Origin of the sequence: Idiomarina tyrosinivorans (genome assembly GCF_003987475.1) — a bacterium.
Classification (GTDB): domain Bacteria; phylum Pseudomonadota; class Gammaproteobacteria; order Enterobacterales; family Alteromonadaceae; genus Idiomarina; species Idiomarina tyrosinivorans.
On sequence record NZ_PIQH01000007.1, the window covers coordinates 13,833 to 37,471 of the forward strand.

Below are 23,639 nucleotides of genomic sequence, written 5' to 3' on the forward strand. Positions count from 1 at the left end.
GATATGAAACGCAGTGCAAATGCAGTTTGGAAAGGTGATTTAAAATCGGGAACTGGCGTGCTGAGCACCGATAGTGGTGTGTTGGATAATACCCAATACAGCTTTAAAACGCGCTTTGAAGATGGCAAAGGTACCAATCCCGAAGAGCTCATCGGCGTCGCACATGCCGGCTGTTTTGCCATGGCATTCTCGATGATTTTAGGCGAAGCGGGTTATACACCCAACAAGTTAGATGCTAAAGCGCAAGTGACTTTGGCAGAAAAAGATGGTGGCTTTGCGATTACCGACATCCACTTAACACTGAAGGCTGATATCGATGACATCGATGACAGTGAGTTCCAAAAGTTGGCTAACGATGCGAAACAAGGGTGCCCTGTTAGCAAGGTGTTGAATGCCAATATCCACTTGGATGCAACGCTAAACTAACCTCGTAGCAAAGCTCGTGAGGGGGGTGAGCAGTACGGCTGTTCACCCCTTTTTATTCTGGTATGCGACAACCTTGTTGCGGCCGTTAGATTTTGCTTGGTACAACGCCTTGTCGGCTCTTAGTAAGCCCTCGTCATCACGTTGATCAGACGGCAAGAACTGGCTAACCCCAATACTGATGGTGATAGACAGAGGGCGCTCAACCCCATTAACCACAATGTCCATATCGGCGATCGCCTGGCGAACCAATTCTGCCACTTGCTCAGCTTCGTCCGCTAAGGTGTGCGGCATTAGCACGGCAAATTCTTCACCACCCAAGCGCCCCAACATATCGGTTTTGCGAAACCGTTCTGCCATTAATTGTGCTAACTGTACCAAGACGTCATCACCCACTGCATGGCCGAAAGTATCGTTAATGCGCTTAAAGAAGTCGATATCTAGCATTAGCACTGAAGCGACAGCTTCGGGATGGCGTTCATAACGTGCGTATTCATGCGCCAGTGATTGCATAAATGAACGCCGGTTGGCTAACCGAGTGAGTTCATCGGTACTGGCTTGCAGGCGCAATTTTTCTTCCAGCTTTTTATAGTCCGTAATATCTTGCACGGTGCCAATAAAGCGGCTAACAGCCCCATTATCATCGTATTCAATCGAGGCAATTTCATGAACCCATCGTATCTCACCGTTTGGGCGCACGATACGGTGCTTTATTTCATAGCCGTTTTGGTACTCAGCTTGCGCTTCCGCACGTTTCACCATATCGACATCGTCTGGGTGCACATGCTGAAGGAAGGTCTCCATGGTCAATTCATAATCCCGCGGTAACCCGAAAATATCGTAATTAATGTCTGACCACCACGCGCTTTGATGTTTGATATCAGCTTCCCAACAACCGATTTGGGCAATCGCTTGCGCCTGCTCTAATCGGCCTTGATACACGCCTAGCTCTTGTTCTAGCTTTTTGCGGTGCGTAACATCCATGATAATACCGTGCCAGATGGTGCCGCCATCAGCCATCCGCTCCGGGGTTGAATGTCCTTCACGCCATTCCACTTTACCATCAATGATGACGCGGTATTCGTCATGCCAAACGGTGAGTTGTTCTGCCGACTCTATCACCCCATCCAGCACGCGTTCGAGATCATCTGGGTGGATAATCTTTTTCAATATCTCCGCGTCTTCACGGACTTCCTCTTGGCTAACGCCGTATATTTGCTCCATTCCTTCGCTTGAGTATGGAAAGCCAAGCACTCCCTCAGGCGATAATGTGAATTGATAAATAACGCCGGGAATGGTTGCCGAAATCTTCTCTATGCGGCGTGAAACTTCATCACGCTCTACGCGAGCACTGTGAGCTTCGGTGACGTCGATATGAGTACCGGTCATCCACTCCGGTTTATTGTCGGCGCTACGGCTGATCAATTTGCCCCGGTCTTCGATCCAAACCCACTGACCTTGTTTGTGCCGCATGCGAATAACACATTCGTAAAAGTCAGTGGTGCCAGCAAAATATTCCGCTAAACGTTTTTCTGAAATCGTTAGATCGTCGGGGTGGGTCAAGGCTAACCAGGTATCAATCGAGGTTGGCTCGAGTTCTGCCAAGCTGTAGCCGAGCATATTTGCCCAACGCTCGTTAAATCGGGTTTCACCGGTTTGCACGTTCCATTCCCAGGTGCCTGCACGGGTCCCGTCGATAATAGACTGTAAGCGTTGAATTTCGCTCTTGTAGTGGGCTGAAGGATCAGGCGTCGCGCTCATAAACTATCGCATTATTGTGCTGCCGAAATTCGGCATACATAATTTTTGTTATAGCATTGATAAGCGCGACTGTCGTGGTTTTTTCGGCGTCATTACAACGCCGGCTCTTGGGTGCAGCGATTTTGCTGCTCTTTGCGTTGCCGGCGTTGAAACAAAATGGAGTCCGCTGAATACAGCGCTAACGCTGTCCAAATAATGATGAAGGTAATTAATTTAGCTTCCGAGAGCGGCTCGCCGTAGGCGAATATTGCTAATAAAAACATTAAGCTCGGCGCAATATACTGGAAGAACCCCAAGGTTGAATAGCGGATGCGTTGTGCGGCGGCGGTGAAGCACAATAAAGGCACGGTAGTCACCACGCCAGCCAGCACCAACAGCAGGTTTAAGCTCATCGGGTTAGCGCTCAGGTCAGAGGTGGCAGAATCGGCGATGCCAAATAAATACACCAACATGATCGGCAGTAAGATGGCTGTCTCCAGCCACAGTCCGGTAATTGAGTCGACTGGTAAACGTTTACGAATAGCGCCATAGATAGCGAAACTGAATGCTAAAGCCAGCGCTACCCACGGAATCGACCCAAATGAGATCACTTGCACCAACACGCCGGTCACTGCCATGGCAATTGCCACCAGTTGTAAGCGGCGCATGCGCTCGGAAAAGAACAGCATACCGATGGCGACGTTGAGCAACGGATTAATGTAGTAGCCTAAACTTGCGTCGAGCATGTGGTCATTATTTACGGCCCAGATAAATAGGAACCAGTTTCCGCCTAACAAAAACGTCGCAGCGGTAAGCCGTAACACGTGAGAACGGTTGCGCAGCACCGGTAAAATACGGTCAGTCCTACGCAGTAGCACGATCAACACAAACACCAACAAGAACGCCCAAATAATTCGATGCGCTAAAATTTCTAGTGGAGCAACCTGCTTAACGCACTTAAAATAAATGGGAGCAAATCCCCAAAAACCGTAGGCGCCGAGGGCAAAAAGTACCCCCTGCTTTTTTGTTGCTGCTTCAGTTGTCATTTACCACTCTCCGACTAACCTACCAAGTATGTTCCTGTACCGAAGGCAATATGCTCGCCGTTATCGCTATGCAACTCCATTCGAGCAACAGCGACTTTATTGCCGGAGCGAATGATAGTCGCACTGGCGGTAAAAGTCTTGCCCCGTCCTGGACGCAAATAGTCGACTCGTAAATCGATCGTTCCACAACGGCTTAGGCGCTCAAGCAACTGCGTTTCACTCTCCGGTTCAAAGCGTTCTAACATGCTGGCAATGGCAACCAAACCACCCACCGTATCCAGCGCTGTAGCGGTCACCCCACCATGCAAAATGCGCTGCGGCACGTTGCCCATTAATTCATCGCGCCAATGGAAGGCTAGCTCACAGTGTTCGGGATGAAATTTGCGGATTTCAAAGCCAAGCATTTTTTGGAACGGGATCTGCTCCGCCATAAAGTCGGAAACGTCTGCGAGAATTTGTTGTTTGTTCATTTCGGCATGGTGATTGTGGGCTTCGACGCTTACAATAGGGCTATCTATTCAGCTTCGTCAATTCTGGTGTAACTATTCATGGTAGAGCAACAGCTAAACAATGCGCTTGAAGAACAATTAGCTAGCGTGTTTGGCTATCGCGAATTCCGCCAAGGGCAGCGGCAAGTCATGCTAGCCTCACTGCAAAACCAAGACAGTTTGGTGTTAATGCCAACCGGTGGTGGAAAGTCGATGTGCTATCAACTACCAGCATTGATCCGCGAGGGTCTGACGGTGGTTGTGTCACCGCTGGTTTCACTAATGCAGGACCAAGTAGCCGCGTTAAAAACCATGGGGGTAGCGGCAGAATTTCTGAACTCGACGATGACACCGGAACAGACCCAAGAGGTGTACCGACAATTAAACCAACAACAGCTTCGGCTGTTGTATGTGTCTCCAGAGCGCTTGCTCCAGCCGGCAATGCTTGAACGCTTGCATGGCTTGACGCTAGCGGCATTTGCCATTGACGAAGCGCATTGTATTTCGCAATGGGGTCATGACTTCCGGCCGGAATATGGTCAGTTGGGGGTTATTCGACAACAGTTTCCACAGGTGCCAATTATGGCGCTGACCGCAACGGCTGATGCGTCTACCCAAACCGATATCGTCCAGCGGCTGCAATTGCACCAACCACTGATTCACCGAAGCTCATTTGATCGTCCCAATATCCGCTATGTGGTTGAAGAAAAATATAAACCCATTAAGCAATTGGTGGATTATGTGGTTAGGCAACGCGGGGTGTCTGGCATTATCTATTGTGGTAGTCGGCGGAAGACCGAAGATCTCGCCGAGCGCTTGCAACTAAAAGGTGTTCGCGCGGCGCCATACCATGCGGGACTTGAGCATGAATTGCGTGCTAGTACTTTGTCACGATTTGTACGCGATGATTTGGATGTTGTGGTTGCTACTGTGGCATTCGGCATGGGAATCAATAAGCCCAATATTCGCTATGTTGCGCATTTTGATATTCCCCGCAGTATAGAAGCCTATTATCAGGAGACCGGACGTGCTGGGCGGGATGGTCTTCCGGCGGAAGCCGTGCTGTTTTACGACCCTAAGGATGCGCAGTGGGTGCGTCGAATGATAGAAGACCAACCCAACGAAGCGCGACGCAATGTAGAGAAGCATAAGTTTGTCGCCATGCAAGCTATGGCCGAGTCTCAGACTTGTCGACGCCTAGTACTATTAAATTATTTTAATGAATACCGGTCTGAGGATTGCGGTAACTGCGATATTTGTTTGAACCCACCACAACGTTATGACGGTACGACGGATGCACAAATGGCGTTGAGCTGTGTGTACCGAGTAAACCAGCAGTTTGGATTGCACCATGTTGTTGATGTGTTGCGTGGCTCAAAGTCGCAGCGAGTGATTGAGTTGGGGCACGACAAGCTCTCTACGTTTGGTATCGGTAAAGCGGAGTCACATGAATATTGGCTGGCGGTTATTCGGCAGTTAATTCATCGCGGCCTATTAATTCAGGATATCCGCCGTTACTCAGCGTTGCAGCTCACAGAGGAAGCCCGCCCTGTGCTGCGTGGAGAAGTTGCTCTAGCGCTGGCGAAACCGCGGTTAACCGCACTCACCAGTGCGGGCAAAGTGACCGATAGAGGGGATTATAATCGCGTGTTATTCCGTCGCTTACGGGTTCTGCGCAAAGATTTGGCGGACAGCGAGCAAGTGCCCCCGTTCGTAGTCTTCAGTGATGCGACATTGGTAGAGATGTGCACCGAATTTCCAACCAATCAGCGTGAAATGTTGGCGATTTCTGGGGTTGGTGAGAAAAAATTTGAACGTTATGGAAAAGCGTTCCTGCGCGAAATTGTTGCTTTTCTCGACCATTCGAGTGATAAGAGTTTGTTGCAATGAACCAAGCTAAGCAGACCATAGAATTACCGTTTCCTGATTTGCATGAGGCCGAACTCGACGTTTGGGCTGCACAAGTGGCCAGTGCTGCCGGTGGTCGCGTGCGTGAATGTGAAGTTGCCGCCGACCAATGGTGCTGGCGCTTAACTATTGACCAACAACATGCCTTACTGCTTTACTCTACTATGTGTCAGGCGGCGTGGCTGGAACTGCTAGAACGGCCGCAGGTTGACGTAACAGAAAGACTGAAGCGAGCCGGATATGTTTAGATGGATGTTAGCGATAGCGCTGGGACTATGGATGGCGACGGTGCAGGCGCAAGCCGAGCCGAAAATCATCACGCTGTCGTCTAATTCTACTAAGCTAGAACTGAATTCGCAGCTGCAGTTTCGGCTAACCTCACCGCAAGCGACAATCCAAACGGTATTGCAGAACAACGATACCGCTTGGTTAACTGCCAGCGCTTTCCAAGATCAACATTATGCCGGCGAAACACCCATGGTGTGGGCGCGGGTGCAAATTTTTCAGCGTATTGAGCACAACCGAACCTATTTACTCGAAATCGACCAACCTTATATTAGTCGCGCCTCGGTTTACATTATCGGCAACAACGGCGAACTCCGTTATGTTGAGCATACGGGAGCTGATGTACCGCTATTGCAGCGGCCATTTCCGAACTATAAGCTAATCATTCCATTACGCCTGCAACCGAACCAAGTTGATACCGTCTTTGTGGCGTTTCAGCAGTGGCCGCAGCATTTACCGAAACTGACCCTGTGGCAACCCTCAAGTTTTCAATTGCATGACCAACGCCAACAAATTTTGTTGGGGATTAATGCCGGAACCCTCTTTATCTTAAGTGTGATTGCTTTAGTCGCTGCCATTCTCCTGCGTAATCGTATCCTTTCAGCGTTCACGTGCGTTGCGGCGGCCACCATGGTGACACTGACTTTTCACAGTGGTATCGGCATTACCTACTTAGCCGCTGAACACCCAGGGTTTGTTGCAGAACGGCTGCCTTTGGTTATGCAATTACTGTTAGTGACAATGTATTGGTATGTGGCTGAAATACTGAAAGCGCGAATTGGGCGGCGCTGGTTAACGCGAATAGCGCAGTGGGGCACGGTCATTTCCGTATTGTTGCTGTTGGCTTCTGTTTGGCTCACTCCGCATTTTAGTCGCGTATTGGCAATTACCGAGGCAACGTTTTTGCTGGCCTTCAGTGTCGCCGCTGCGACATCCACGCGCCGGCGTGGTCAATACCGCCTGCAATGGTTATTGTGGGTAGTGTTTAGTGGCTTAATTGCTAGCATGACCATGCCCCATTTTGGTAGCTGGTGGGCGGGCATTTCCGGTTACTTGCTGTATTCCGTTTTAACCCTACTGCTTGCCTTGCTATTGGCTGCATTACAAGGCCATCGACTTCGTCGCTTGGCACAGCGGATCGCGGTATTGAAAGGACAAATGCGGCTTTATCAACGCCGTTACCACGATACCTTAGCGCGCTCTTCCGAGGGCTGGTTTAGCCTGACTAAACAAGGGCAGTGGAAAAGTGCCAATAAGCGCTGGTTAGAAATGTTGGGATTGGAGCGTTTGGCCGGGCTTAAGTGTCACTACCCAGCGCCATTTGAGGTGATGGGTAAGGCTGCGAAGCAAGCCTTTCAGCAGAGAATCGCTTGGAACGACTTGATCACCATTGAGCGTTTTGATGGTCGCAAACGCTGGTTTGATGTGCATTTACATGAAGACGGTAAGGGTCATGCGGTGGATGTCAGTGCGCGCGTAGAAGCCGAGACTCACCTTAGCTATTTATCCCATCATGATGCGCTGACCGGGCTACTAAACCGACGCGAATTCGCGAAACTGGTTTCCCAAGCGTTGGAACACAAACGGCGTTTAAGTTTGGTGCTGTTACAGATTTTTGATACCGATATTATCTATCAGCAACGCGGTGCGGAAACTCGTGATCAGGCGCTGCTGCAACTGGTGTTAATGATTCGTCAGATTATTCCCAGCGGGGCAAAAATTGCGCGCCTGAGCGATGATGAATTTGCGGTATTACTGAATGACGATATTCAGGGCGCGCATGCACTCGGTTACCGCCTGATTCAGACGGTGCGCGAGTATCGATACGCGACCGCGGGGCGCACCTACAGTTTGCGTGCCAATGCCGGCTTAACCGAGGCCACAGCGAATACCTTGCACTGGGACACGCTACTACGAGAAGCCAAAGAAGCACTGCGGGTTGCGCGCCAACAAGGTGATTTCAGTCTCTCCAGTGAATCGCAGCATGCAGTCGCAGAGCAGAGCAAAGAAATAGAGCATGATTGGCAACAGTTGCTACAGAATGCCGCAGCCGACGAAAGCTGGCAGCTCTATGAGCAACCTATTATCAGCCTAGGTGAAGAGGACTTGTGGTCATTCGAGGTGTTACTGCGGTTACGCAGTCGCCGTGGCGAGTTGTTGGCACCGCATCAATTCCTGCCCGCTGCAGCGCGTTCAGGGGTAATGGCTAGAGTGGACCGTTGGATCCTGCGGCAGGTATGGGAATACGCCAGTGAGCAGCGGATGCAACAGCGGCGGCTACACCATATTCATGTGAATATTTCCGAACAGAGCGTTGATGATCCTGAATTCATCCGCTTTATCGAAACCGGTTTGATGAGTTGCCATCTCAAACCTCAGCAACTGGTCATTGAGATTAATGAAACCATCGCGGCGTCGAAATTTGACGACTGTTACCGCCTATTTAGCGCATTACAGGCATTCGGTGTTAACACTGCGATCGATCAGTTCGGTACCGGCTTTCAATCGTTTAGGCTACTTAAGCAGTTACCGTTAACAATGGTTAAGGTTAACCGCTTTTGGGTGCAGGATATGTTAATTGATCCATTGGATGCGGAGTTAGTACTTACCTCAATTCGGGTCGCCCAAGCCGCAAACGTAAAAGCCTGTGCAGTTGGTGTGGAGGTGGATGAAGTGCGTGCGCGTTTACGGCAAACCTCGGTGAACTATTTGCAGGGCTTTGCTTGCGGTGAACCGCGCCCTTGGCAACCAGTAAACGAGGACTTTTTGCGTGATTGATAGCCTGGTTCCGGCCCTTTCTATTATTGCCTTAGCGATTACGGGCGTGGTGCTGTTTCAGCGACTGGGGTTGGGTGCGATCTTAGGGTATTTAGTCGCCGGGATTGCTGCAGGTCCATTCGTTCTTGGGCTTTACGATAACCCAGTGAGCTTGCTTCACGCTGCTGAAATCGGGGTGGTATTGCTACTGTTTGTGATTGGCTTGGAACTCGAGCCGGACAAGTTGTGGCGAATGAAGCGCATGATTCTTTCCTTAGGTGGCGGCCAGTTGATGCTGACTGCGCTGGTCTTGGCGGTTGCCTTGTATGGTTTGCTGGCGCCGGCGGGGCAAGCAGTGTTTGTGATTTTGGCGTTAGCCTTGGCACTGTCTTCCACAGCATTTGCTATGCAACTTTTAGAAGAGCGCTCTATTACCCAAAGCCGGGAAGGACGGAAAGCGTTTGCGATCCTATTAATGCAAGATTTGGCGGTGATTCCGGTGTTACTGATTGTGCAGGGTTACGCAGGCAAATCGCCCGAGCACAGCGTGCCTTGGTGGTGTGGGTTGTTAGCCGTTGCCGGGGTGCTGGTGTTGGGGCGCTATGTGGTGAACCCTCTGTTGCGGCTCGTCTCTCGATACGGTAGTAAAGAGGTGATGTCGGCGCTGGCATTGTTGATTGTATTGGGCACCGCGGTAGGCATGGAAAGTGCTGGATTATCCATGGGGCTGGGCGCTTTTACTGCTGGAATTCTGCTGGCGAACTCGAGCTTTAGGCACCAACTGGAAACCGATATCGAGCCATTTAAGGGGCTATTGTTAGGATTGTTCTTCGTCGCCATTGGGATGACATTGGACTTGTCGCTACTGTGGCAACAGCCATTGTTACTTATTGCCGCTGCGTTGGCATTGATGTTGATAAAGACGCTGGTGATTACCTTGCTGATGCGCCTAACAGGTAGCACTATGGGCGCGTCTATTCGGATGGCAGTAATGTTGGCGCAAGGCGGTGAGTTTGCATTTGTGGTGATGTCGCAATCGCTTAACTTGGGCATTTTGCCTGATACTCTGGCGGCACAAGTGACCTTAGTTGTTGGTCTGTCGATGGCGTTTACTTCGCCATTGCTGAATTTGGTTGAGTGGCTACTAAAACGCCTCCCCGCTCGTCCCGAGCCTGAGTATGATGAACGTGCGGAGGAAGAAGCGCCACGAGTTATTATTGCTGGCTTTGGACGTTTCGGACAGATTGCTGGTCGATTGCTTGCCGCCAACCATATTCGTTTTACCGCGCTCGACAAAAACGCCGCGCATATCGAATTCGTTCGGCGCTTTGGTAATAAAGTATTTTTTGGTGACGCTGCACGGTTAGATTTGCTGCAAGCAGCGGGTATTGATCATGCGGAAGTGTGCTTAATCGCCATTGATGATGAAGCGGCAACTGAACAGATTATTGAAGTATTACAAACCCATTACCCGAAAATTCACATTATCGCTCGCGTGCGGAACCGTTTTAGCTATTTGAATTTCTACGATAACAGTGGCTTAGAAATGATTCGTGAATTGTTTGGTTCGAGTTTAGAAGCTGCTGAACGGATAATGTTGAAAATCGGCTTCAGCGACACGGAGGCGAAGCGGAAAATCACGCTATTTAGGCAACACGATGAGGCGATGATGAAGGAAATGGCGAAACACGGTGACGACGTAGATAAAATTATCGCCACCGGGGTGCGCAGTCGGAAAGAATTAGAGGCGCTATTTGAACGCGATAAGCAAGGGCTTTAAACCGACAAGAAGTAGTAATGCCAAAGGTCTTCAAGAACTGGAATAACCGCTAATACCAGCAGTAGCCCCATTAGAATGTTGAAAACCCGATGCACCGTCTCGTTGGTTAGCAATCGTCTTAAGCTGGCTCCCGCCACGAGCCACAAACCAACGCAGGGAAAGCTGACCAATAAGAACGTTAATGTAATGGCTAAAACTTCCCAAAAAGTTTGGCCGTTTACCGAGGTAAATGCGGCGACCGCACTGGTTGCCATGACCCAAGCTTTACCGTTCACCCATTGAAATAATACCGCCTGCCAAAAACTCATGGGTTTGCGTTTGCCTGCTTCAATAGATTTTGGGGTTTGGCTGGCAATACGCCACGCAAGCCATAGTAAGTAGAGCGTCCCTAAAACCTTTATTAACTGGTGCAGATTAGGGAAGCGTTCAAACACCACGCCAAAACCCAAGCCCACGATCAACACCATGGCGGGAAAGCCGAGGCAAATCCCTAACCAATGGGGAAGGCTTGCTTTAACGCCATAATTAACCCCAGATGACATCATCATCACGTTATTGGGTCCAGGTGTAATCGTGCTGGATAGCGCAAAGAAAAATACCGCAAAAAATATTTCGAGCATAAGCTTCCTGCAATTGAATTTAGCAACACCGTTAAAATCGGTTAAGCTTGAGTCTAAGATTAATAGACGATTAACATGAGTCTATTAAAAATAATAACGAATTATTGCGCATTCAGCGACATCAATACGGGATAATATGAAGCAACCAGAGGTTGAGTATTTAACATCACTTCCTGTTGCCTGCCTATGGAGTAGTGGTAGTGGCGTAGAAGGGAACGATAAAGCCGTCGCGCTATTGGTTGATGACGCGGAGGCTGGCGATCTGCGCCAGGCCTGCCAGCAGTGGACTGCCGATGGTACCAATCTAGCTCAGTGGCTGCTTGACGGTGTCCCGGCTAATAAGGTTCAAAGCTGGTTGAATAACGGCGCTAAGCTGGAGCGGTTGACGACCGAAACCTTTGTTATCGGTAACTCAGTGGCCGTGGTAGTGCATCAACAATTGGCCGATCAAACTGGGCAAAAGCCTTTTGACCAAATTATTTCCGAAATTTCTACCGCACTTATTAGCAGCGATGCTAACCATACCCTTATTCATATCCAAGATGCACTGGCAACGCTCGGCACCTACTGTGATACCGACCGCTGTTATGTGTTCGAATTTGCCGAGCAAGTGACTGAAATGAGCAATACCTTTGAGTGGTGCCGTACCGGCATTTCCCCTCATATGGATGAGCTTCAAAACTTAACCGATCATGATTTACCGTGGTTTTTTGAACAAATGCGAACACATCGCGTCATGATCGTAGATGATGTTGACAAGTTGCCTGATGAAGCTGGCGATGAAAGAGCGGAATTCCAGCGTGAAGCCATTTACTCGGTTATCTGCATTGGCATGGTAATGGGCGAAGAGCTTATTGGCTTTGTCGGATGTGACATGGTCGACCGACGACGGAAGTGGACCGATATCGATATTCGTCGTATTCGTTTGGTTGGCGATATGATTGCTAATACGCTACAGCGGATTTATGCCCATGAGGAGCTGTTGAACGTGCAACGACGACTCGAGACGGCTAACCAGCTACTGCAATCACAAGCAACCCTGGACGGACTTACCGGAATCCCTAACCGCCGTGCGTTGGATGAACGGTTGCACACAGAATTACGCAGAGCACTGCGTCATCAACGCAGCTTATCGTTGATGATGTTGGATATTGACCATTTTAAGTCTTTTAACGACCGCTATGGGCATTTAAAAGGCGACGAAGCCCTAAAGTGTGTCGCCAAAATATTACAGCAGCAATGCCAGCGCAGTACCGAGTTTGTTGCGCGCTATGGCGGTGAAGAGTTTGTCATTATTGTTGCCGATACTGAATTCGACCAAGTGGTGGAATTGGGTAACAGCATTGTTGAAGCCATTGAGGCAGAATGTATTTCTCACCAAGACTCGGATATCTCCAGTCATCTCACTGCGAGTGTCGGGTTGCACTTTGAGCGTCCGAATGTTGATGAACGGAGTATTGATGAATGGGTTCAGCGGATGGTTGAGAGTGCGGATAAGGCGCTTTATGCGGCGAAGATGTCCGGTAGAAACCAGTTGGTGAGTTCAGCCAGAGCGGCGGTATTGAGTACCGATAGAAATCGCCATTAAAAAAGGGCAGTAACCACTGCCCTTTTTTGTTGTTAGCGTTGATTAAAACGCTTTAGCCATTGCCACATCTTACTCGCGACTTTTAGAGCGGTCTTCTAGCAGCTCTTCTTGAGAGCGGCTAATGTCGATGCGTTTCGGCTTTTTGGCTTCAGGAATATTTTTCACTAAGCCAATGGTGAGTAGGCCGTTCTTCAATGCCGCACCGCTTACTTCGATGTGTTCAGCGAGGCTAAACTTACGTTCGAAGGCACGGTTAGCAATGCCTCGATGGAGGTATTCACGGTTAGCGTTTTCTTCGGCTTTGCGACCTTGAACGCGTAACACGCCATTTTCCACTTCAATTTCTAGGTCGTTTTCTTCAAAGCCAGCTACCGCTAAGGTAATTGCGTACTGATTTTCCGCTACCCGTTCAATGTTGTAGGGCGGATAACCAGAAGCGCTGGTATCTGAGCGTAGTGCTGAATCTAATAGTGAAGCCATGCGGTCGAAACCCACACTGCTGCGATATAATGGACTTAAATCAATAGTAGCCATAGTCATTCTCCTAAGAAGCAATAACATTTTTCAGTGATAACAAAACACGTTCCAAGTGTTTTACCAGGCGACTCTCTTGGAGACGTCGCCCTCAGTTACTGATTTAGGGGCAAGTGAAAAGCTTTTCAAGTGCCGGCTAAAAAATTATTCATTCACGGCTGCGTGGTCTTCGCTATCGTCGAGCAGGAAACCGCCAGATTGGTGCGCCCACAGGTGCGCATAAATACCATCGAGCTGGAGTAATTGTTCGTGGCTTCCTTGCTCTGCAATGGTGCCTTTATCCATCACTACCAAACGATCCATGGCTGCAATGGTCGACAACCGGTGCGCTATCGCGATAACGGTTTTACCGCGCATAAGCTGGTAAAGATTCTCTTGAATCGCGACTTCGACTTCTGAGTCTAATGCTGACGTTGCTTCGTCGAGAATAAGAATTGGTGCATCTTTAAGCATCACTCGGGCAATCGCTATGCGCTGCCGTTGACCGCCAGACAGTTTTACCCCGCGCTCGCCGACATGGGCGTCGTAGCCGGTACGGCCTTTGGCATCGGTCAGCGAGAGAATAAAGTCATGGGCATGTGCCTTCTTCGCTGCCGCAATGACTTCTGCTTCACTAGCGTCCGGGCGGCCATAAAGAATGTTGTCGCGTACAGAGCGGTGCAATAGTGACGTATCTTGCGTCACCATGCCGATTTGCGCACGTAAACTGTCTTGCTGAACGTCGGCAATCACTTGGTTATCGATGCGTATCTGCCCTGCTTCGACATCATAAAAACGCAATAGCAGATTCACTAAAGTCGACTTGCCTGCGCCCGAACGGCCGACAATTCCCACCCGTTCGCCCGCTTTAATGGTTAGGTCTAGGTCGTCGAACACGCCTTTTTCTTTACCATAATGAAAACGCACATGGTCGAAGACGATTTCGCCACGGCTGACGTCGATAGCTGGCGCATTTGGCTTATCCACCACTCTTTGTGGTACTGCGATAGAGCCCATGCCGTCCTGCACCGTGCCCACACTTTCGAATAAGGTCGACATTTGCCACATCACCATTTGCGACATGCCGAAGAGTCGCAACACCAGTCCAATGACCACGGCAACGGCGCCTAGCGATACCCAATCACCGCGCCAAAGTACAATCGCAACCGCGGCTGAACTAAATAACAGCAAGCAGTTAATAAAATACAGTCCACCGTACAATTGCGTGACTAAACGCATTTGTTTGTGTACGGTTTGTAGAAATTCGTTCATGCCTTCTTTGGCAAAACCGGCTTCACGTTGCGCATGAGAGAACAGCTTAACCGTTTGAATGTTGGTGTAGCTATCAACGATACGACCGGTCATAGTGCTGCGAGCATCGGCTTGCGCCGCCGACACTTGACCCAAGCGTGGAACAAAGTAGTAGAGCAGAATCCCATACAGCACCATCCAAGCAGCAAGAGGTATTGCCATGCGCCAATCTGCGCTGCCAATAAGCACGAACATGCTAATAAAATACACGACTACGTAGTTAAGTAGCTCGATCACGCTCATTATGACTTGGCGCACAGCCAATGACGTTTGCATTAATTTAGTCGCAACCCTGCCGGCAAACTCATCTTGGTAGAACGCCAGCGACTGCTTCATTAAATAGCGATGGCCCTGCCAACGAATGCGCATGGGGAAGTTGCCTAATAGGGTTTGGTGGGTCAGCAAGGAATGTAACCAAACCAGTGCTGGTAAGCCAATTAACACCACTGCCGACATTCCCAGCAAGCGCATCCCTTGTTGCTCGAAGAAGCTCTCGCGACTCTGCTGCGCAAGCCAATCAACAATGCTGCCCAAAAAGCCAAACAGCCAAACCTCGGTCATAGCAATACCGGCCATAGCGATCGCGGTGATGATCAAATATGGGGTGGCGCCTTTGGTAAAATGCCAACAGAAGGCAAAAAAGCCAGTGGGGGCTTGTTCTGGCTCTTCGGCCGGGAATGGGTTTAGACGTTGTTCAAACCAGCGAAACATGAGTGACCTTATTGCGAGCCTAAGTAACGCTTAAGTTTATCACGCCACTCGCTTGAGCGGGTAATACTAAGCAGCTCTCGATTCATTGGTTCTTGGAGGTTGCTGCCTTGTGCCAAAGCAAATGCGTATTGTTGTGGTAAGAAACTGTTGGGTAACACACGGATATTTGATGTTTCATCGTTGCGCACCAAATATTGCAACATCGGCGCATCATAAACCACCGCATCTACCTTCTTTTGCGCAAGGGCTTGATAAGCGTCGTCCAAACTACTGTAGCCACTGAAAGCAATTTGCTGTTGCTCAAGCCAAACCGCCGAAGAGGAATTCTTAACCGTAGCAACGCGCACCGACGGCAGGTCGTCAGGGCCTTCAATGCCCGTTTGAATTTGGCTAACGGTGAGTGAAGAAGTGATGGAAGCTGTGAAACTGGAAATGATGATGACGCAAGTGAACATCCACACTAAGCCAACAATGCGACCGCCCAGTGAGCGAGGAGACTTGTCACCGTAGCCCACCGTGGTCATTGTTACCGCGGCCCACCAGAAGCCAGCACCAATTCCGCGCTTTGGATCGTTGCTAAATTCTTCTGGGTTAGCACGCTTTTCGAACCACCACACCAGAAAGCCAGCGAGCAATAATACTGCTGCTAAGGCCAGCATCACCTGCAAGAAGGCTAACGAGAAAAAGCGTTGGGTCACTGCTATCCAACCAGGCGTCTTTTCGCTATTGACCGCGATGGCGATGCCAGCATTGTGAAACGGCTGGCTAAAATCCATTGTGCGCTCGCGCTCGGCAGTGACGGTTAACGCGCCAATACCGACGTCGTAGCGTCCTTCGCTGACGCCATCCAACAATTCTTTGAGGCTAACTTCATGGAGCCGATATTGCCAGCCCTGGTGTTCAGCAATGGTTTGCCACAATTCACTGCTGAGCCCCTTATAGCCGCCTTCTTCAGTGCTGATCACAAATGGCGGTGTGGCGCGTACGGCAACATCGAGTGTGGTTTTTGCGGGGGCTTGGGCAAAACTGTTAAAACTGATCAGTGTTACGGCAAACAGAAATATCAGCTGGCGCAGGGTCATTTGTTGTCTCCTACAGAGAAGAAAAAATTAGCATAGCAATACTGGCGAGTAACATAAAAGCATAGCCAGCGGTCGATATTAAGGTGAAGTTAAGTAATATTTGCTACCATAGCGACTTTTAGCATTTTGTGACTGCGGATTTGTTAATGAATCAACCAAGACGTGCGTTGGTAACCGGCTGTGCGGGCTTTATTGGTTACCACCTAGCTGAACGACTCCTGCAACAGGGGTGGCAAGTTGTCGGTATCGACAACCTCAACGACTACTATTCGGTCGAACTCAAACACGATCGGCTGGCGTTATTGCAGCAGCATGACGGCTTCGAATTCATCAAAGCTGACATCAGCGATCCGCAGTTATATAGCGACACGCTAGCACAGCAGGCATTTTCTACGGTATTCCATTTGGCTGCGCAAGCAGGCGTTCGCTATTCGCTTGAGAACCCTCATGCTTACGTTCAAAGTAACTTGGTTGGATTCGTCAATATACTTGAGTGGCTGCGACAACATCCGCCTCAGCACTTTATTTATGCTTCGTCGTCTTCGGTGTATGGCAATAATAAGCAAGCACCATTTACGACCGACCAGAAAGTCGACAGCCCGGTATCGTTGTACGGGGCAACCAAGAAGTCTAACGAAGTGATGGCACACTCTTATTCGCATTTATTTAATATTCCGGCGACGGGACTGCGGTTCTTTACCGTGTATGGCCCATTAGGGCGTCCAGACATGGCGCCGATTAAGTTCGCCAGCCGCATTATGCGGGGCGATAAAATTGATGTGTACAATCATGGCAACCTCGCGCGTGACTTCACTTATGTTGACGACATTGTTGAAGGCATGGTGCGGTTAATCGATAAAGCACCGAACACCGAAAACGGCGCTCCCCATCGAGTGTTTAATATTGGTCGAGGTCAGCCGGTACAATTGCTAGACTTTATTAAATGTTTAGAGCAAGCGCTTGGGCGCGAAGCGGACAAACAGTATTTGCCAATGCAAGAGGGCGATGTAGAGCGTACTTGGGCCGATACGAAAAGCTTGGAACAGGTTACTGGCTTTACCCCGCAAGTGTCGCTCGAGCAGGGAATCGCGCGTTTTGCTGAATGGTTTAAGCGCTATCAAGAAAAAAGGACAATCGCATGATGCAGTTTTCTGTCGTGCTTCCAGCGAAAGATGAAGCAGACAATATTGATTCGCTATTAAACGAAATCCATCAAGCGCTGCAAGGTAAAGCGCACGAGATCATTGTGGTGGATGATGGCAGTTCGGACGGCACCGGTGACGTGGTAAAACGTACCGCTGAAACCCTAGCTTGCCCGGTTCAACTGATTACTCATCAGCAGGCGTGTGGGCAGAGCACGGCATTGTATACGGCAGTCCAGCACGCTCGGGGTGACTGGATTGTGGTGCTCGATGCGGATGGCCAGAATGACCCCGCGGATATTCCCAATTTGTATGAGCGAGTGCAAACCATCGATGCCAAGCACTTGTGCGTGATTGGCCATCGGCAAAAGCGCAAAGATACGCCATGGAAGCGTTTCCAGTCGCGTATTGCTAACCGTTTCCGCGCATTCGTGTTGCGTGATGAAACGCCAGACACCGGCTGTGGGCTGAAAATTCTGCCGCGCCATACCTATTTGCAGTTACCTTATTTCCACCATATGCACCGTTTTATTCCCGCTTTAGTGCGGCGGATGGGTGGCAGTGTACAAAGCGTTGCGGTTAATCACCGTCCGCGCACACAAGGGGTGTCCAAATATAATGCATGGAACCGCTTCTGGGCTGGTTTGTTGGATATCATGGGCGTGTTATGGTTGATCCATCGCTCGCGTCAGCCCAAAGTTGCCAATCTTGAACGTTTAAACGATGAAGATAGCCGCTAAACGAATCATCAAAGTCATTGTTGTTGCCGCGCTACTGGTAATTTTAGGTATCGTGGTAGCGAGCGGTGCGCTCAGTGATTTTACCAACGAGCAGTGGGTCAGTGATTACTTAGCCAAGCACGGGCAATTAGGTTACTGGATCATGCTAGGTGCGTTGACCCTATTGTTGATGGTTGGGGTACCGCGGCAATTAGTCGCAATTACTTTGGGTTTCAGCCTTGGTGCGTATTGGGGAACCGCTGCGACGCTGTTGGTGAGTGGTTTAGCCTGCGCGCTGAACTATTGGCTTGCGCACACCGTGTTGAAGCAATTTGTTGAACGCCGTTTTGCTTGGGCAACGCAACGTTTTTCGCTGTGGCTGGCAACACGAACCTTCCGCAAAGTACTAATGATTCGGCTGATGCCGATTGGCAATAACTTGCTAACGAATACCGTTGCCGGCGCAGCAGGTACACCATTTTATCGTTTTTGGGCCGGCAGCGTTTTAGGCTACCTGCCGCAGACTATTGTATTTGCATTAGTCGGTGGAGGTATCGGCTTTGCAAATGGTACTCAGCTCATCGCCAGTTCGGCGTTGTTCGTTATTGCTTCGTTAATCGGCTGGCAGCTTTATCGCAGCCGCTCATCGGCTATGGAAACAGGAATTACTACGGATGAACAACATCGTTAATAGAATTCTTGCACCGCTGGAAGATGAAAATTCACGTGTGGTGTTGGCGTGGATTTTGGTGTTCGCCGCGGTATTGATTTTCGCGGGTATCGGGCTACGTTCACCTTGGCCGCCGGACGAACCGCGCTTTGCCGATGTGGCCCGCGAAATGGTAGATACTGGGCAGTGGTTTTTTCCAGCCCGTGGCGCTGAATTTTACCCGGATAAACCGCCGGTATTTATGTGGAGTATTGCATTCTTTTACTGGTTAACCGGCAGTATCTCGGTGGCGGCATTACTGCCTAACGCACTCTGCAGCTTAGTGGTGCTCATCGCCGTGTTCGATTTAGGTAAACGGCTGTGGAATCTGAACGTTGGCCGCAATGCCGCGTTGTTACTATTGGTCACGCCACAATTCCTTATTCAAGCGAAGTTTGCGCAAATCGATGCAATGGTGGCTTGCTGGATAACCCTTGGTTGTTATGGCCTTATCAGGCACTTTTTTGCAGGACCCCATTGGCGTTGGTATTTCGCTGCCTGGGGCTTTATGGGGTTGGGGATCATCACTAAAGGGGTCGGCTTTTTACCCATCTTTATGTTGATTCCTATTGCGTTGTATTACTTTTTTGCAAGCCGTTTACCGGGCACGTTTCGTTGGCGTAGCTTTGCTGGCGTATTGGTCATGTTAGCGGTTATCGCGTGCTGGCTAGTGCCGATGTTGCTAATTGTGTACAGCCAGAACACTGCCGAACTTGTCGCCTACAAGAACAATATTCTATTTAAGCAAACCGGTAAGCGTTATGCCGATTCCTGGGCGCATGTGAAGCCTTGGTATTACATGTGGACCAGTGTGGCGCCATGGTTCTGGCTGCCGGCTAGTCTATGCGTGTTAGGCCGGTTTAAGTCGGTTTGGCAACAGTGTAAAGCGGATAAACGCATCGCCGTGTTGTTGGGTTGGGTGTTGCTAGTAATTGTATTTTTCAGCACCACGCCCGGTAAGCGTGGCGTTTATATTCTGCCAGCATTACCGATGTTTGCGCTAGCGGTTGCCGCAATTTGGGATAAGGTTAAGGCATCGGCTATAGAACGCCGCATCGTTATCGGTATCAACTGGATAATGCTGGGTGTGTTTACCTTGTTGGCGGTTTTGGCATGGATGCAACACCCAAAGCTAATGGACGTATTGGATAACTACACCGAGCGTGATGCTGTGTTACAACATCTGGCACTGATGCTGAGCGTGATTGTCGCGTTGATGCTGGTACTGCAATGGACGTTGCGAAAGCATGGTGCATTTACTCGCTATGCAGGACAAGTTGCCGTTATCGCGGTGATCATCAGTTTTTGGGCTTACCCGATTATGGAGCCCTTACGGACACCGAAGAACGTTATGCAGGAAGCAACCCGCGCGGTCGATGGCGGCGAATTGGGCATTATTGAGATGAAAGAGCAGTACTTGCTGTTCTCACCAATTCCGGTTACCCATTTTAGTTATTTCCGTGAGTCGGATGAACAATTCCGTAGTGCTTGGCAGTGGATTCATGAGCAGCCAAACCGTTTCATTATGGCGCCGACTAACGTGGAATTTACCTGTTTTTCTGGCGCAGGTGCTAAAGATCTAGGGATTGCTCACCGGGAAGAATGGAAGTTACTCGGCATCGAGCAGGCTGACGCTACTTGCCAAGCGCCAAGTCAGCATAAGGTTTACGTTAGCCCTCCGAACGAGCACATTGAGGCTCGTTAGTCGGCACACTACCCTCTCTTAAGGTTGGCTTAATATTGCGTTAAGTCAGCCTTAACGCCTAGCTTTTATCTTACGCTCATACATTTTTTTGTGATGAGTGTTCATGTTAGATCTGTTTGCCACACAGCGCCCAGACAGCCGCATTATCGATTGGCGTTCTTGCACTTTGCGGCCGCTGTATTTTGCTTTCAGCTTTTTTCTGCTGCTATTTGCCATCGACTATTTCCATTTAGCCTACGATTGGACCTCGTTGCTTTACCAATGGGAAGGCTCTGACTGGGTGTTGCGCAATAACTTCTGGTTTGAACAGATATTCCATAACGACATTCGTTGGGTGAATTATCTGGCGGTAGTCGTGGTGATATTAAGCGTATTCAACGCGGCAATTTTTGCCAAATCGCGGTGGTTGCTGCGCGACCGTTTGCTATTGTTTGTGTCGTTGCTGTTTTGCTTTGGCTTGGTGGCTTATTTAAAACAGATTACCAACATGGATTGCCCATGGGATATAGTAGATTTTGGTGGTAATAGGGATTATTACGGTATATTTTCTATTAAACCAGAAAGTGCGCCGATGGGGCATTGCTACCCCGCTGGCCACGCGAGTATTGGCTACGCTTGGATCAGCCTGTATTTTTATTGGCATCGGCGTCGCCCACAAGCCGCCAAAGTAGGATTAGCCATCGCACTCATTGCTGGCATAGTGCTTGGTATTGTGCAACAACTACGCGGCGCACACTTTTTTACTGACGACATCACAACCGCTTTTGTTTGTACTGTGATCAGTTGGGGAATTTTTAAGTTAGGTAGGAACCAAGGAGTTAGGTCATAGTGTTGGCTCGTTTTTTTCGTGTGCCATTCAGTCACGCAAAACTGATATACGTCGTTTCGTTATTTCTTGCAGTGGTACTCAATTGGCCGTTGTTTGAAGCCATCGCCAGTTGGTTAACCCAAAATCCTATTCTTCCTATCCTTGGCATTTTGATTTTGCTATTCGCGATCAATGTCATCGTGTTATCCATTTTTAACCAAGCCTATATTGTTAAAGCGGTCGCGATCGTATTACTGATTGGTAGCGCCTCTGCGCGTTATTTTTACGACCAATACGGTACGCTGATCGACGATTCAATGCTGATCAACGCCTTGGAAACCAATCCCGCCGAAGTGCGTGAGCTGTTTACTTGGAACTTACTGTCTTATCTACTGTTCCTGGGAATTATCCCGGCCGCAATAGTGGCTTGGTTACCGACCAAATCTGAGCCTTGGATTCGGCGCAATCGGCAAAACCTTTTACGCATTGTGGTGACGTTTGTGGCAATTGTCGTGGTGTTGTTCAGCCAATACGGTACCTATGCGTCGCTGTTTCGTGAACACCGGGAAATCAAATATATTGCGACCCCGTTAAATTGGATTTCGGCATCGGTGAAAGTGGCACAAGAGAAGCTATCATCGAATAAGCCGCCAGAATTTATGCAGATAGCAAACAACACGCAACTGCAAAGCCATAGCGATAAGCCGCAATTGTGGGTGCTAGTGGTTGGTGAAACCGCGCGGGCACAAAACTTTGGCCTTAATGGCTACGAACGGCAAACGACGCCAATGCTGCAGCAGAAGGTCGACAGTGGTGAAGTGATTAACTTCAGTAAAGTATCCTCCTGTGGCACCGCAACGGCCGTTTCAGTGCCTTGTATGTTCAGCTATCTGACTAAAGACCAGTACGATGAAACCCTGGCAAAACACTCTTCGAACTTGCTGGATGTGTTTAAATCGGCAGGCTTTAACGTGGTCTGGGTTGATAACAACAGCGGTTGTAAGTCGATGTGTGACCGTGTGGATAGTGAGCAAATCACCCCAGAAAAAGAGACGCCGGAAGCCTGTGGCGGTGATACCTACTGCCAAGACACCATTCTACCGAGCAAGGTGCGTGGTTACTTGCAGCAAGCCAAGGGCAATACCTTGTTAGTCGTGCACATGGTAGGCAGCCACGGTCCAGATTACAGCAAGCGCTCACCACAGCAATACAAAGCGTTCTTGCCAGAATGTGAAAGCGCGCAACTTGATGAATGCCCGCAGCAACAGGTGGTGAACGCCTATGATAATACTATCGCAACGACCGATGCGGTGCTGAGCCAACTCATCGACGAACTTGATAGTTATTCAGCGTTTAAGCGTGGCTTGTTCTATGTATCGGACCACGGCGAGTCGTTGGGCGAAGATGGTATTTACTTGCACGGCCTGCCGTACTGGATGGCACCGACCACGCAAACCCATGTGCCGCAGATTATCTGGCTACCGGATTCGCAACAACAGCAGCGTGACTGCTTGAAGGCGCAGGCCGATAAAGCTTGGAGTCACGATAACCTGTTCTCTACGATGCTCGGTCTGGCGGATATTTCCACGTCGTTGTACCAAGCCGACATGGATATCAGCGCCAGTTGTTCAAACTAGCGCGCGCTGGAGTTCCGATAAGTGGCTAACAGTCAGTGTTGGGATAATATCCTCCGGCACTGGCTCGGGCTGGCGCTGAAACCAACAGGTGTGCCAGCCAGCGCGCTGTCCACCTAGCACGTCTGAATGTAGGTTGTCACCCACCATTAGTACCGATTCGCGCTCGGGGTGCTGCATGTGCTGGCGCTCGGCTAAATGAAAAATAGCCGGGTCTGGCTTAGCCAATCCTTCTTCTTCTGAAACCACGATAAAATCAAAAAAGTGGTTAAACCCGTGTGCGTCTAGGCGCTCTTGTTGCAGCTCGGTGAAGCCGTTGGTAATGATCCCCATCTTGGCTTTGCCATGGAGGCTATCCAGCAGGGCTTTGGCACCGTCAATGGGTTCGCAGATCTCTGCCATAATAGACATAAAGCGGCGGTTAAGTTCGAAAGAACTCAATCCCAAACGCTCGTCCCAACCGACAAAGCGTTGCTCTTTAATATCTTGCGCACTAATTTCACCGCGCTGAAAGGCGTGCCACAGTGGCTTATTCACCCGCGCAAAATCATCAAAATGGTCCTCATGCCACGGGACGTTGTGCTGCGCTAACAGTTGTTGCAAACCCGCTTTACCATCGAAGGTAAACAAGGTTTCATCCGCATCAAAAACGACCCAATCGTAATGCATA

At 49.6% G+C, this 23,639-nt stretch carries 20 protein-coding genes; 12 read left to right on the plus strand and 8 right to left on the minus strand.

Annotated features, from left to right (window positions below):
* Window positions 1-3: 3 nt before the first annotated feature.
* Entirely contained in the window at window positions 4-426 is a 423-nt protein-coding gene (locus tag CWI84_RS07960; protein WP_126842063.1) for an OsmC family protein, read from the plus strand.
* A 42-nt stretch (window positions 427-468) separates the two neighbouring features.
* On the opposite strand, the gene CWI84_RS07965 is transcribed toward CWI84_RS07960, so the two are convergent.
* From CWI84_RS07965 to CWI84_RS07975, 3 genes are all read right to left on the minus strand, one after another.
* The gene (locus CWI84_RS07965; protein ID WP_126842064.1) at window positions 469-2,184 is read right to left on the minus strand and encodes a sensor domain-containing diguanylate cyclase; all 1,716 of its coding nucleotides are present in this window, start codon (window positions 2,182-2,184) and stop codon (window positions 469-471) included.
* A 92-nt stretch (window positions 2,185-2,276) separates the two neighbouring features.
* Window positions 2,277-3,209 carry an EamA family transporter RarD gene (gene rarD / locus CWI84_RS07970; RefSeq protein ID WP_126842065.1) on the minus strand — a complete coding sequence of 311 codons (933 nt, stop codon included), beginning with the start codon at window positions 3,207-3,209 and terminating at the stop codon, window positions 2,277-2,279.
* Between the two features lie 14 nt (window positions 3,210-3,223).
* Window positions 3,224-3,679, minus strand: a complete 456-nt coding sequence (locus tag CWI84_RS07975; protein WP_126842066.1) for a thioesterase family protein — start codon at window positions 3,677-3,679, stop codon at window positions 3,224-3,226.
* A 78-nt stretch (window positions 3,680-3,757) separates the two neighbouring features.
* Here CWI84_RS07975 and recQ point away from each other — a divergent pair, with 78 nt between their 5' ends.
* The 4 genes from recQ to CWI84_RS07995 are packed head-to-tail and all read left to right on the plus strand — an operon-like array spanning window position 3,758 to window position 10,427.
* Entirely contained in the window at window positions 3,758-5,587 is a 1,830-nt protein-coding gene (gene recQ / locus CWI84_RS07980; protein WP_126842067.1) for a DNA helicase RecQ, read from the plus strand.
* Window positions 5,584-5,853 (plus strand): DUF3630 family protein, encoded by a 270-nt coding sequence (locus CWI84_RS07985; RefSeq protein ID WP_126842068.1) that lies wholly within the window; start codon window positions 5,584-5,586, stop codon window positions 5,851-5,853. The genes recQ and CWI84_RS07985 overlap by 4 nt, the downstream gene beginning before the upstream one ends.
* Complete coding sequence (locus CWI84_RS07990; protein ID WP_126842069.1) at window positions 5,846-8,668, plus strand: EAL domain-containing protein; 2,823 nt, start codon at window positions 5,846-5,848, stop codon at window positions 8,666-8,668. The genes CWI84_RS07985 and CWI84_RS07990 overlap by 8 nt, the downstream gene beginning before the upstream one ends.
* Window positions 8,661-10,427: a cation:proton antiporter domain-containing protein gene (locus CWI84_RS07995; RefSeq protein ID WP_241968755.1), complete on the plus strand. Its 1,767-nt coding sequence runs from the start codon at window positions 8,661-8,663 to the stop codon at window positions 10,425-10,427. Before CWI84_RS07990 ends, CWI84_RS07995 begins: the two co-directional genes overlap by 8 nt.
* Here CWI84_RS07995 and CWI84_RS08000 read toward each other — a convergent pair.
* A complete protein-coding gene (locus CWI84_RS08000) occupies window positions 10,424-11,047 on the minus strand; it encodes a LysE family translocator (RefSeq protein WP_126842070.1) in 624 nt (207 codons plus the stop codon). The genes CWI84_RS07995 and CWI84_RS08000 overlap by 4 nt on opposite strands.
* A gap of 136 nt (window positions 11,048-11,183) precedes the next feature.
* Here CWI84_RS08000 and CWI84_RS08005 point away from each other — a divergent pair, with 136 nt between their 5' ends.
* Window positions 11,184-12,635 (plus strand): sensor domain-containing diguanylate cyclase, encoded by a 1,452-nt coding sequence (locus tag CWI84_RS08005; RefSeq protein WP_241968756.1) that lies wholly within the window; start codon window positions 11,184-11,186, stop codon window positions 12,633-12,635.
* A gap of 69 nt (window positions 12,636-12,704) precedes the next feature.
* Here the strand turns inward: CWI84_RS08005 and CWI84_RS08010 are convergent, their stop codons facing one another.
* The 3 genes from CWI84_RS08010 to CWI84_RS08020 form a co-directional block, all read right to left on the minus strand.
* Window positions 12,705-13,169 (minus strand): Hsp20 family protein, encoded by a 465-nt coding sequence (locus tag CWI84_RS08010; RefSeq protein ID WP_126842071.1) that lies wholly within the window; start codon window positions 13,167-13,169, stop codon window positions 12,705-12,707.
* A gap of 144 nt (window positions 13,170-13,313) precedes the next feature.
* Window positions 13,314-15,170, minus strand: coding sequence for an ABC transporter ATP-binding protein (locus CWI84_RS08015; RefSeq protein WP_126842072.1), 1,857 nt, complete (start codon window positions 15,168-15,170; stop codon window positions 13,314-13,316).
* An 8-nt stretch (window positions 15,171-15,178) separates the two neighbouring features.
* Window positions 15,179-16,252 carry a transporter substrate-binding domain-containing protein gene (locus CWI84_RS08020; protein WP_126842073.1) on the minus strand — a complete coding sequence of 358 codons (1,074 nt, stop codon included), beginning with the start codon at window positions 16,250-16,252 and terminating at the stop codon, window positions 15,179-15,181.
* 146 nt (window positions 16,253-16,398) lie between these two features.
* Between CWI84_RS08020 and CWI84_RS08025 the strand changes: the two genes are divergently transcribed.
* From CWI84_RS08025 to CWI84_RS08050, 6 genes are all read left to right on the plus strand, one after another.
* The gene (locus tag CWI84_RS08025) at window positions 16,399-17,394 is read left to right on the plus strand and encodes an SDR family NAD(P)-dependent oxidoreductase (RefSeq protein WP_126842074.1); all 996 of its coding nucleotides are present in this window, start codon (window positions 16,399-16,401) and stop codon (window positions 17,392-17,394) included.
* Entirely contained in the window at window positions 17,391-18,134 is a 744-nt protein-coding gene (locus CWI84_RS08030) for a glycosyltransferase family 2 protein (protein ID WP_126842075.1), read from the plus strand. Before CWI84_RS08025 ends, CWI84_RS08030 begins: the two co-directional genes overlap by 4 nt.
* Window positions 18,118-18,804, plus strand: a complete 687-nt coding sequence (locus CWI84_RS08035) for a TVP38/TMEM64 family protein (protein ID WP_126842076.1) — start codon at window positions 18,118-18,120, stop codon at window positions 18,802-18,804. The genes CWI84_RS08030 and CWI84_RS08035 overlap by 17 nt, the downstream gene beginning before the upstream one ends.
* Entirely contained in the window at window positions 18,788-20,527 is a 1,740-nt protein-coding gene (locus tag CWI84_RS08040; RefSeq protein WP_126842077.1) for an ArnT family glycosyltransferase, read from the plus strand. Before CWI84_RS08035 ends, CWI84_RS08040 begins: the two co-directional genes overlap by 17 nt.
* Before the next feature lie 103 nt (window positions 20,528-20,630).
* Entirely contained in the window at window positions 20,631-21,356 is a 726-nt protein-coding gene (locus tag CWI84_RS08045; RefSeq protein WP_126842078.1) for a phosphatase PAP2 family protein, read from the plus strand.
* The gene (locus CWI84_RS08050; protein WP_157981008.1) at window positions 21,356-22,972 is read left to right on the plus strand and encodes a phosphoethanolamine transferase; all 1,617 of its coding nucleotides are present in this window, start codon (window positions 21,356-21,358) and stop codon (window positions 22,970-22,972) included. The genes CWI84_RS08045 and CWI84_RS08050 overlap by 1 nt, the downstream gene beginning before the upstream one ends.
* Here the strand turns inward: CWI84_RS08050 and yjjG are convergent.
* Window positions 22,964-23,638, minus strand: a complete 675-nt coding sequence (gene yjjG, locus CWI84_RS08055; RefSeq protein ID WP_126842080.1) for a pyrimidine 5'-nucleotidase — start codon at window positions 23,636-23,638, stop codon at window positions 22,964-22,966. The genes CWI84_RS08050 and yjjG overlap by 9 nt on opposite strands.
* Window position 23,639: the final 1 nt, after the last annotated feature.

Bases quoted from the DNA above. Each gene is read 5' to 3' on its own strand.
- recQ (WP_126842067.1), top strand. From the start codon at position 3,758: ATGGTAGAGCAACAGCTAAACAATGCGCTTGAAGAACAATTAGCTAGC.
- CWI84_RS08020 (WP_126842073.1), bottom strand. From the start codon at position 16,252: ATGACCCTGCGCCAGCTGATATTTCTGTTTGCCGTAACACTGATCAGT.
- CWI84_RS08005 (WP_241968756.1), top strand. From the start codon at position 11,184: ATGAAGCAACCAGAGGTTGAGTATTTAACATCACTTCCTGTTGCCTGC.
- CWI84_RS08045 (WP_126842078.1), top strand. From the start codon at position 20,631: ATGTTAGATCTGTTTGCCACACAGCGCCCAGACAGCCGCATTATCGAT.
- CWI84_RS07975 (WP_126842066.1), bottom strand. From the start codon at position 3,679: ATGAACAAACAACAAATTCTCGCAGACGTTTCCGACTTTATGGCGGAG.
- CWI84_RS07985 (WP_126842068.1), top strand. From the start codon at position 5,584: ATGAACCAAGCTAAGCAGACCATAGAATTACCGTTTCCTGATTTGCAT.
- yjjG (WP_126842080.1), bottom strand. From the start codon at position 23,638: ATGCATTACGATTGGGTCGTTTTTGATGCGGATGAAACCTTGTTTACC.
- CWI84_RS08030 (WP_126842075.1), top strand. From the start codon at position 17,391: ATGATGCAGTTTTCTGTCGTGCTTCCAGCGAAAGATGAAGCAGACAAT.
- CWI84_RS07960 (WP_126842063.1), top strand. From the start codon at position 4: ATGAAACGCAGTGCAAATGCAGTTTGGAAAGGTGATTTAAAATCGGGA.
- CWI84_RS08010 (WP_126842071.1), bottom strand. From the start codon at position 13,169: ATGGCTACTATTGATTTAAGTCCATTATATCGCAGCAGTGTGGGTTTC.
- CWI84_RS08040 (WP_126842077.1), top strand. From the start codon at position 18,788: ATGAACAACATCGTTAATAGAATTCTTGCACCGCTGGAAGATGAAAAT.
- rarD (WP_126842065.1), bottom strand. From the start codon at position 3,209: ATGACAACTGAAGCAGCAACAAAAAAGCAGGGGGTACTTTTTGCCCTC.
- CWI84_RS08035 (WP_126842076.1), top strand. From the start codon at position 18,118: ATGAAGATAGCCGCTAAACGAATCATCAAAGTCATTGTTGTTGCCGCG.
- CWI84_RS08025 (WP_126842074.1), top strand. From the start codon at position 16,399: ATGAATCAACCAAGACGTGCGTTGGTAACCGGCTGTGCGGGCTTTATT.
- CWI84_RS07965 (WP_126842064.1), bottom strand. From the start codon at position 2,184: ATGAGCGCGACGCCTGATCCTTCAGCCCACTACAAGAGCGAAATTCAA.
- CWI84_RS08015 (WP_126842072.1), bottom strand. From the start codon at position 15,170: ATGTTTCGCTGGTTTGAACAACGTCTAAACCCATTCCCGGCCGAAGAG.
- CWI84_RS08000 (WP_126842070.1), bottom strand. From the start codon at position 11,047: ATGCTCGAAATATTTTTTGCGGTATTTTTCTTTGCGCTATCCAGCACG.
- CWI84_RS07990 (WP_126842069.1), top strand. From the start codon at position 5,846: ATGTTTAGATGGATGTTAGCGATAGCGCTGGGACTATGGATGGCGACG.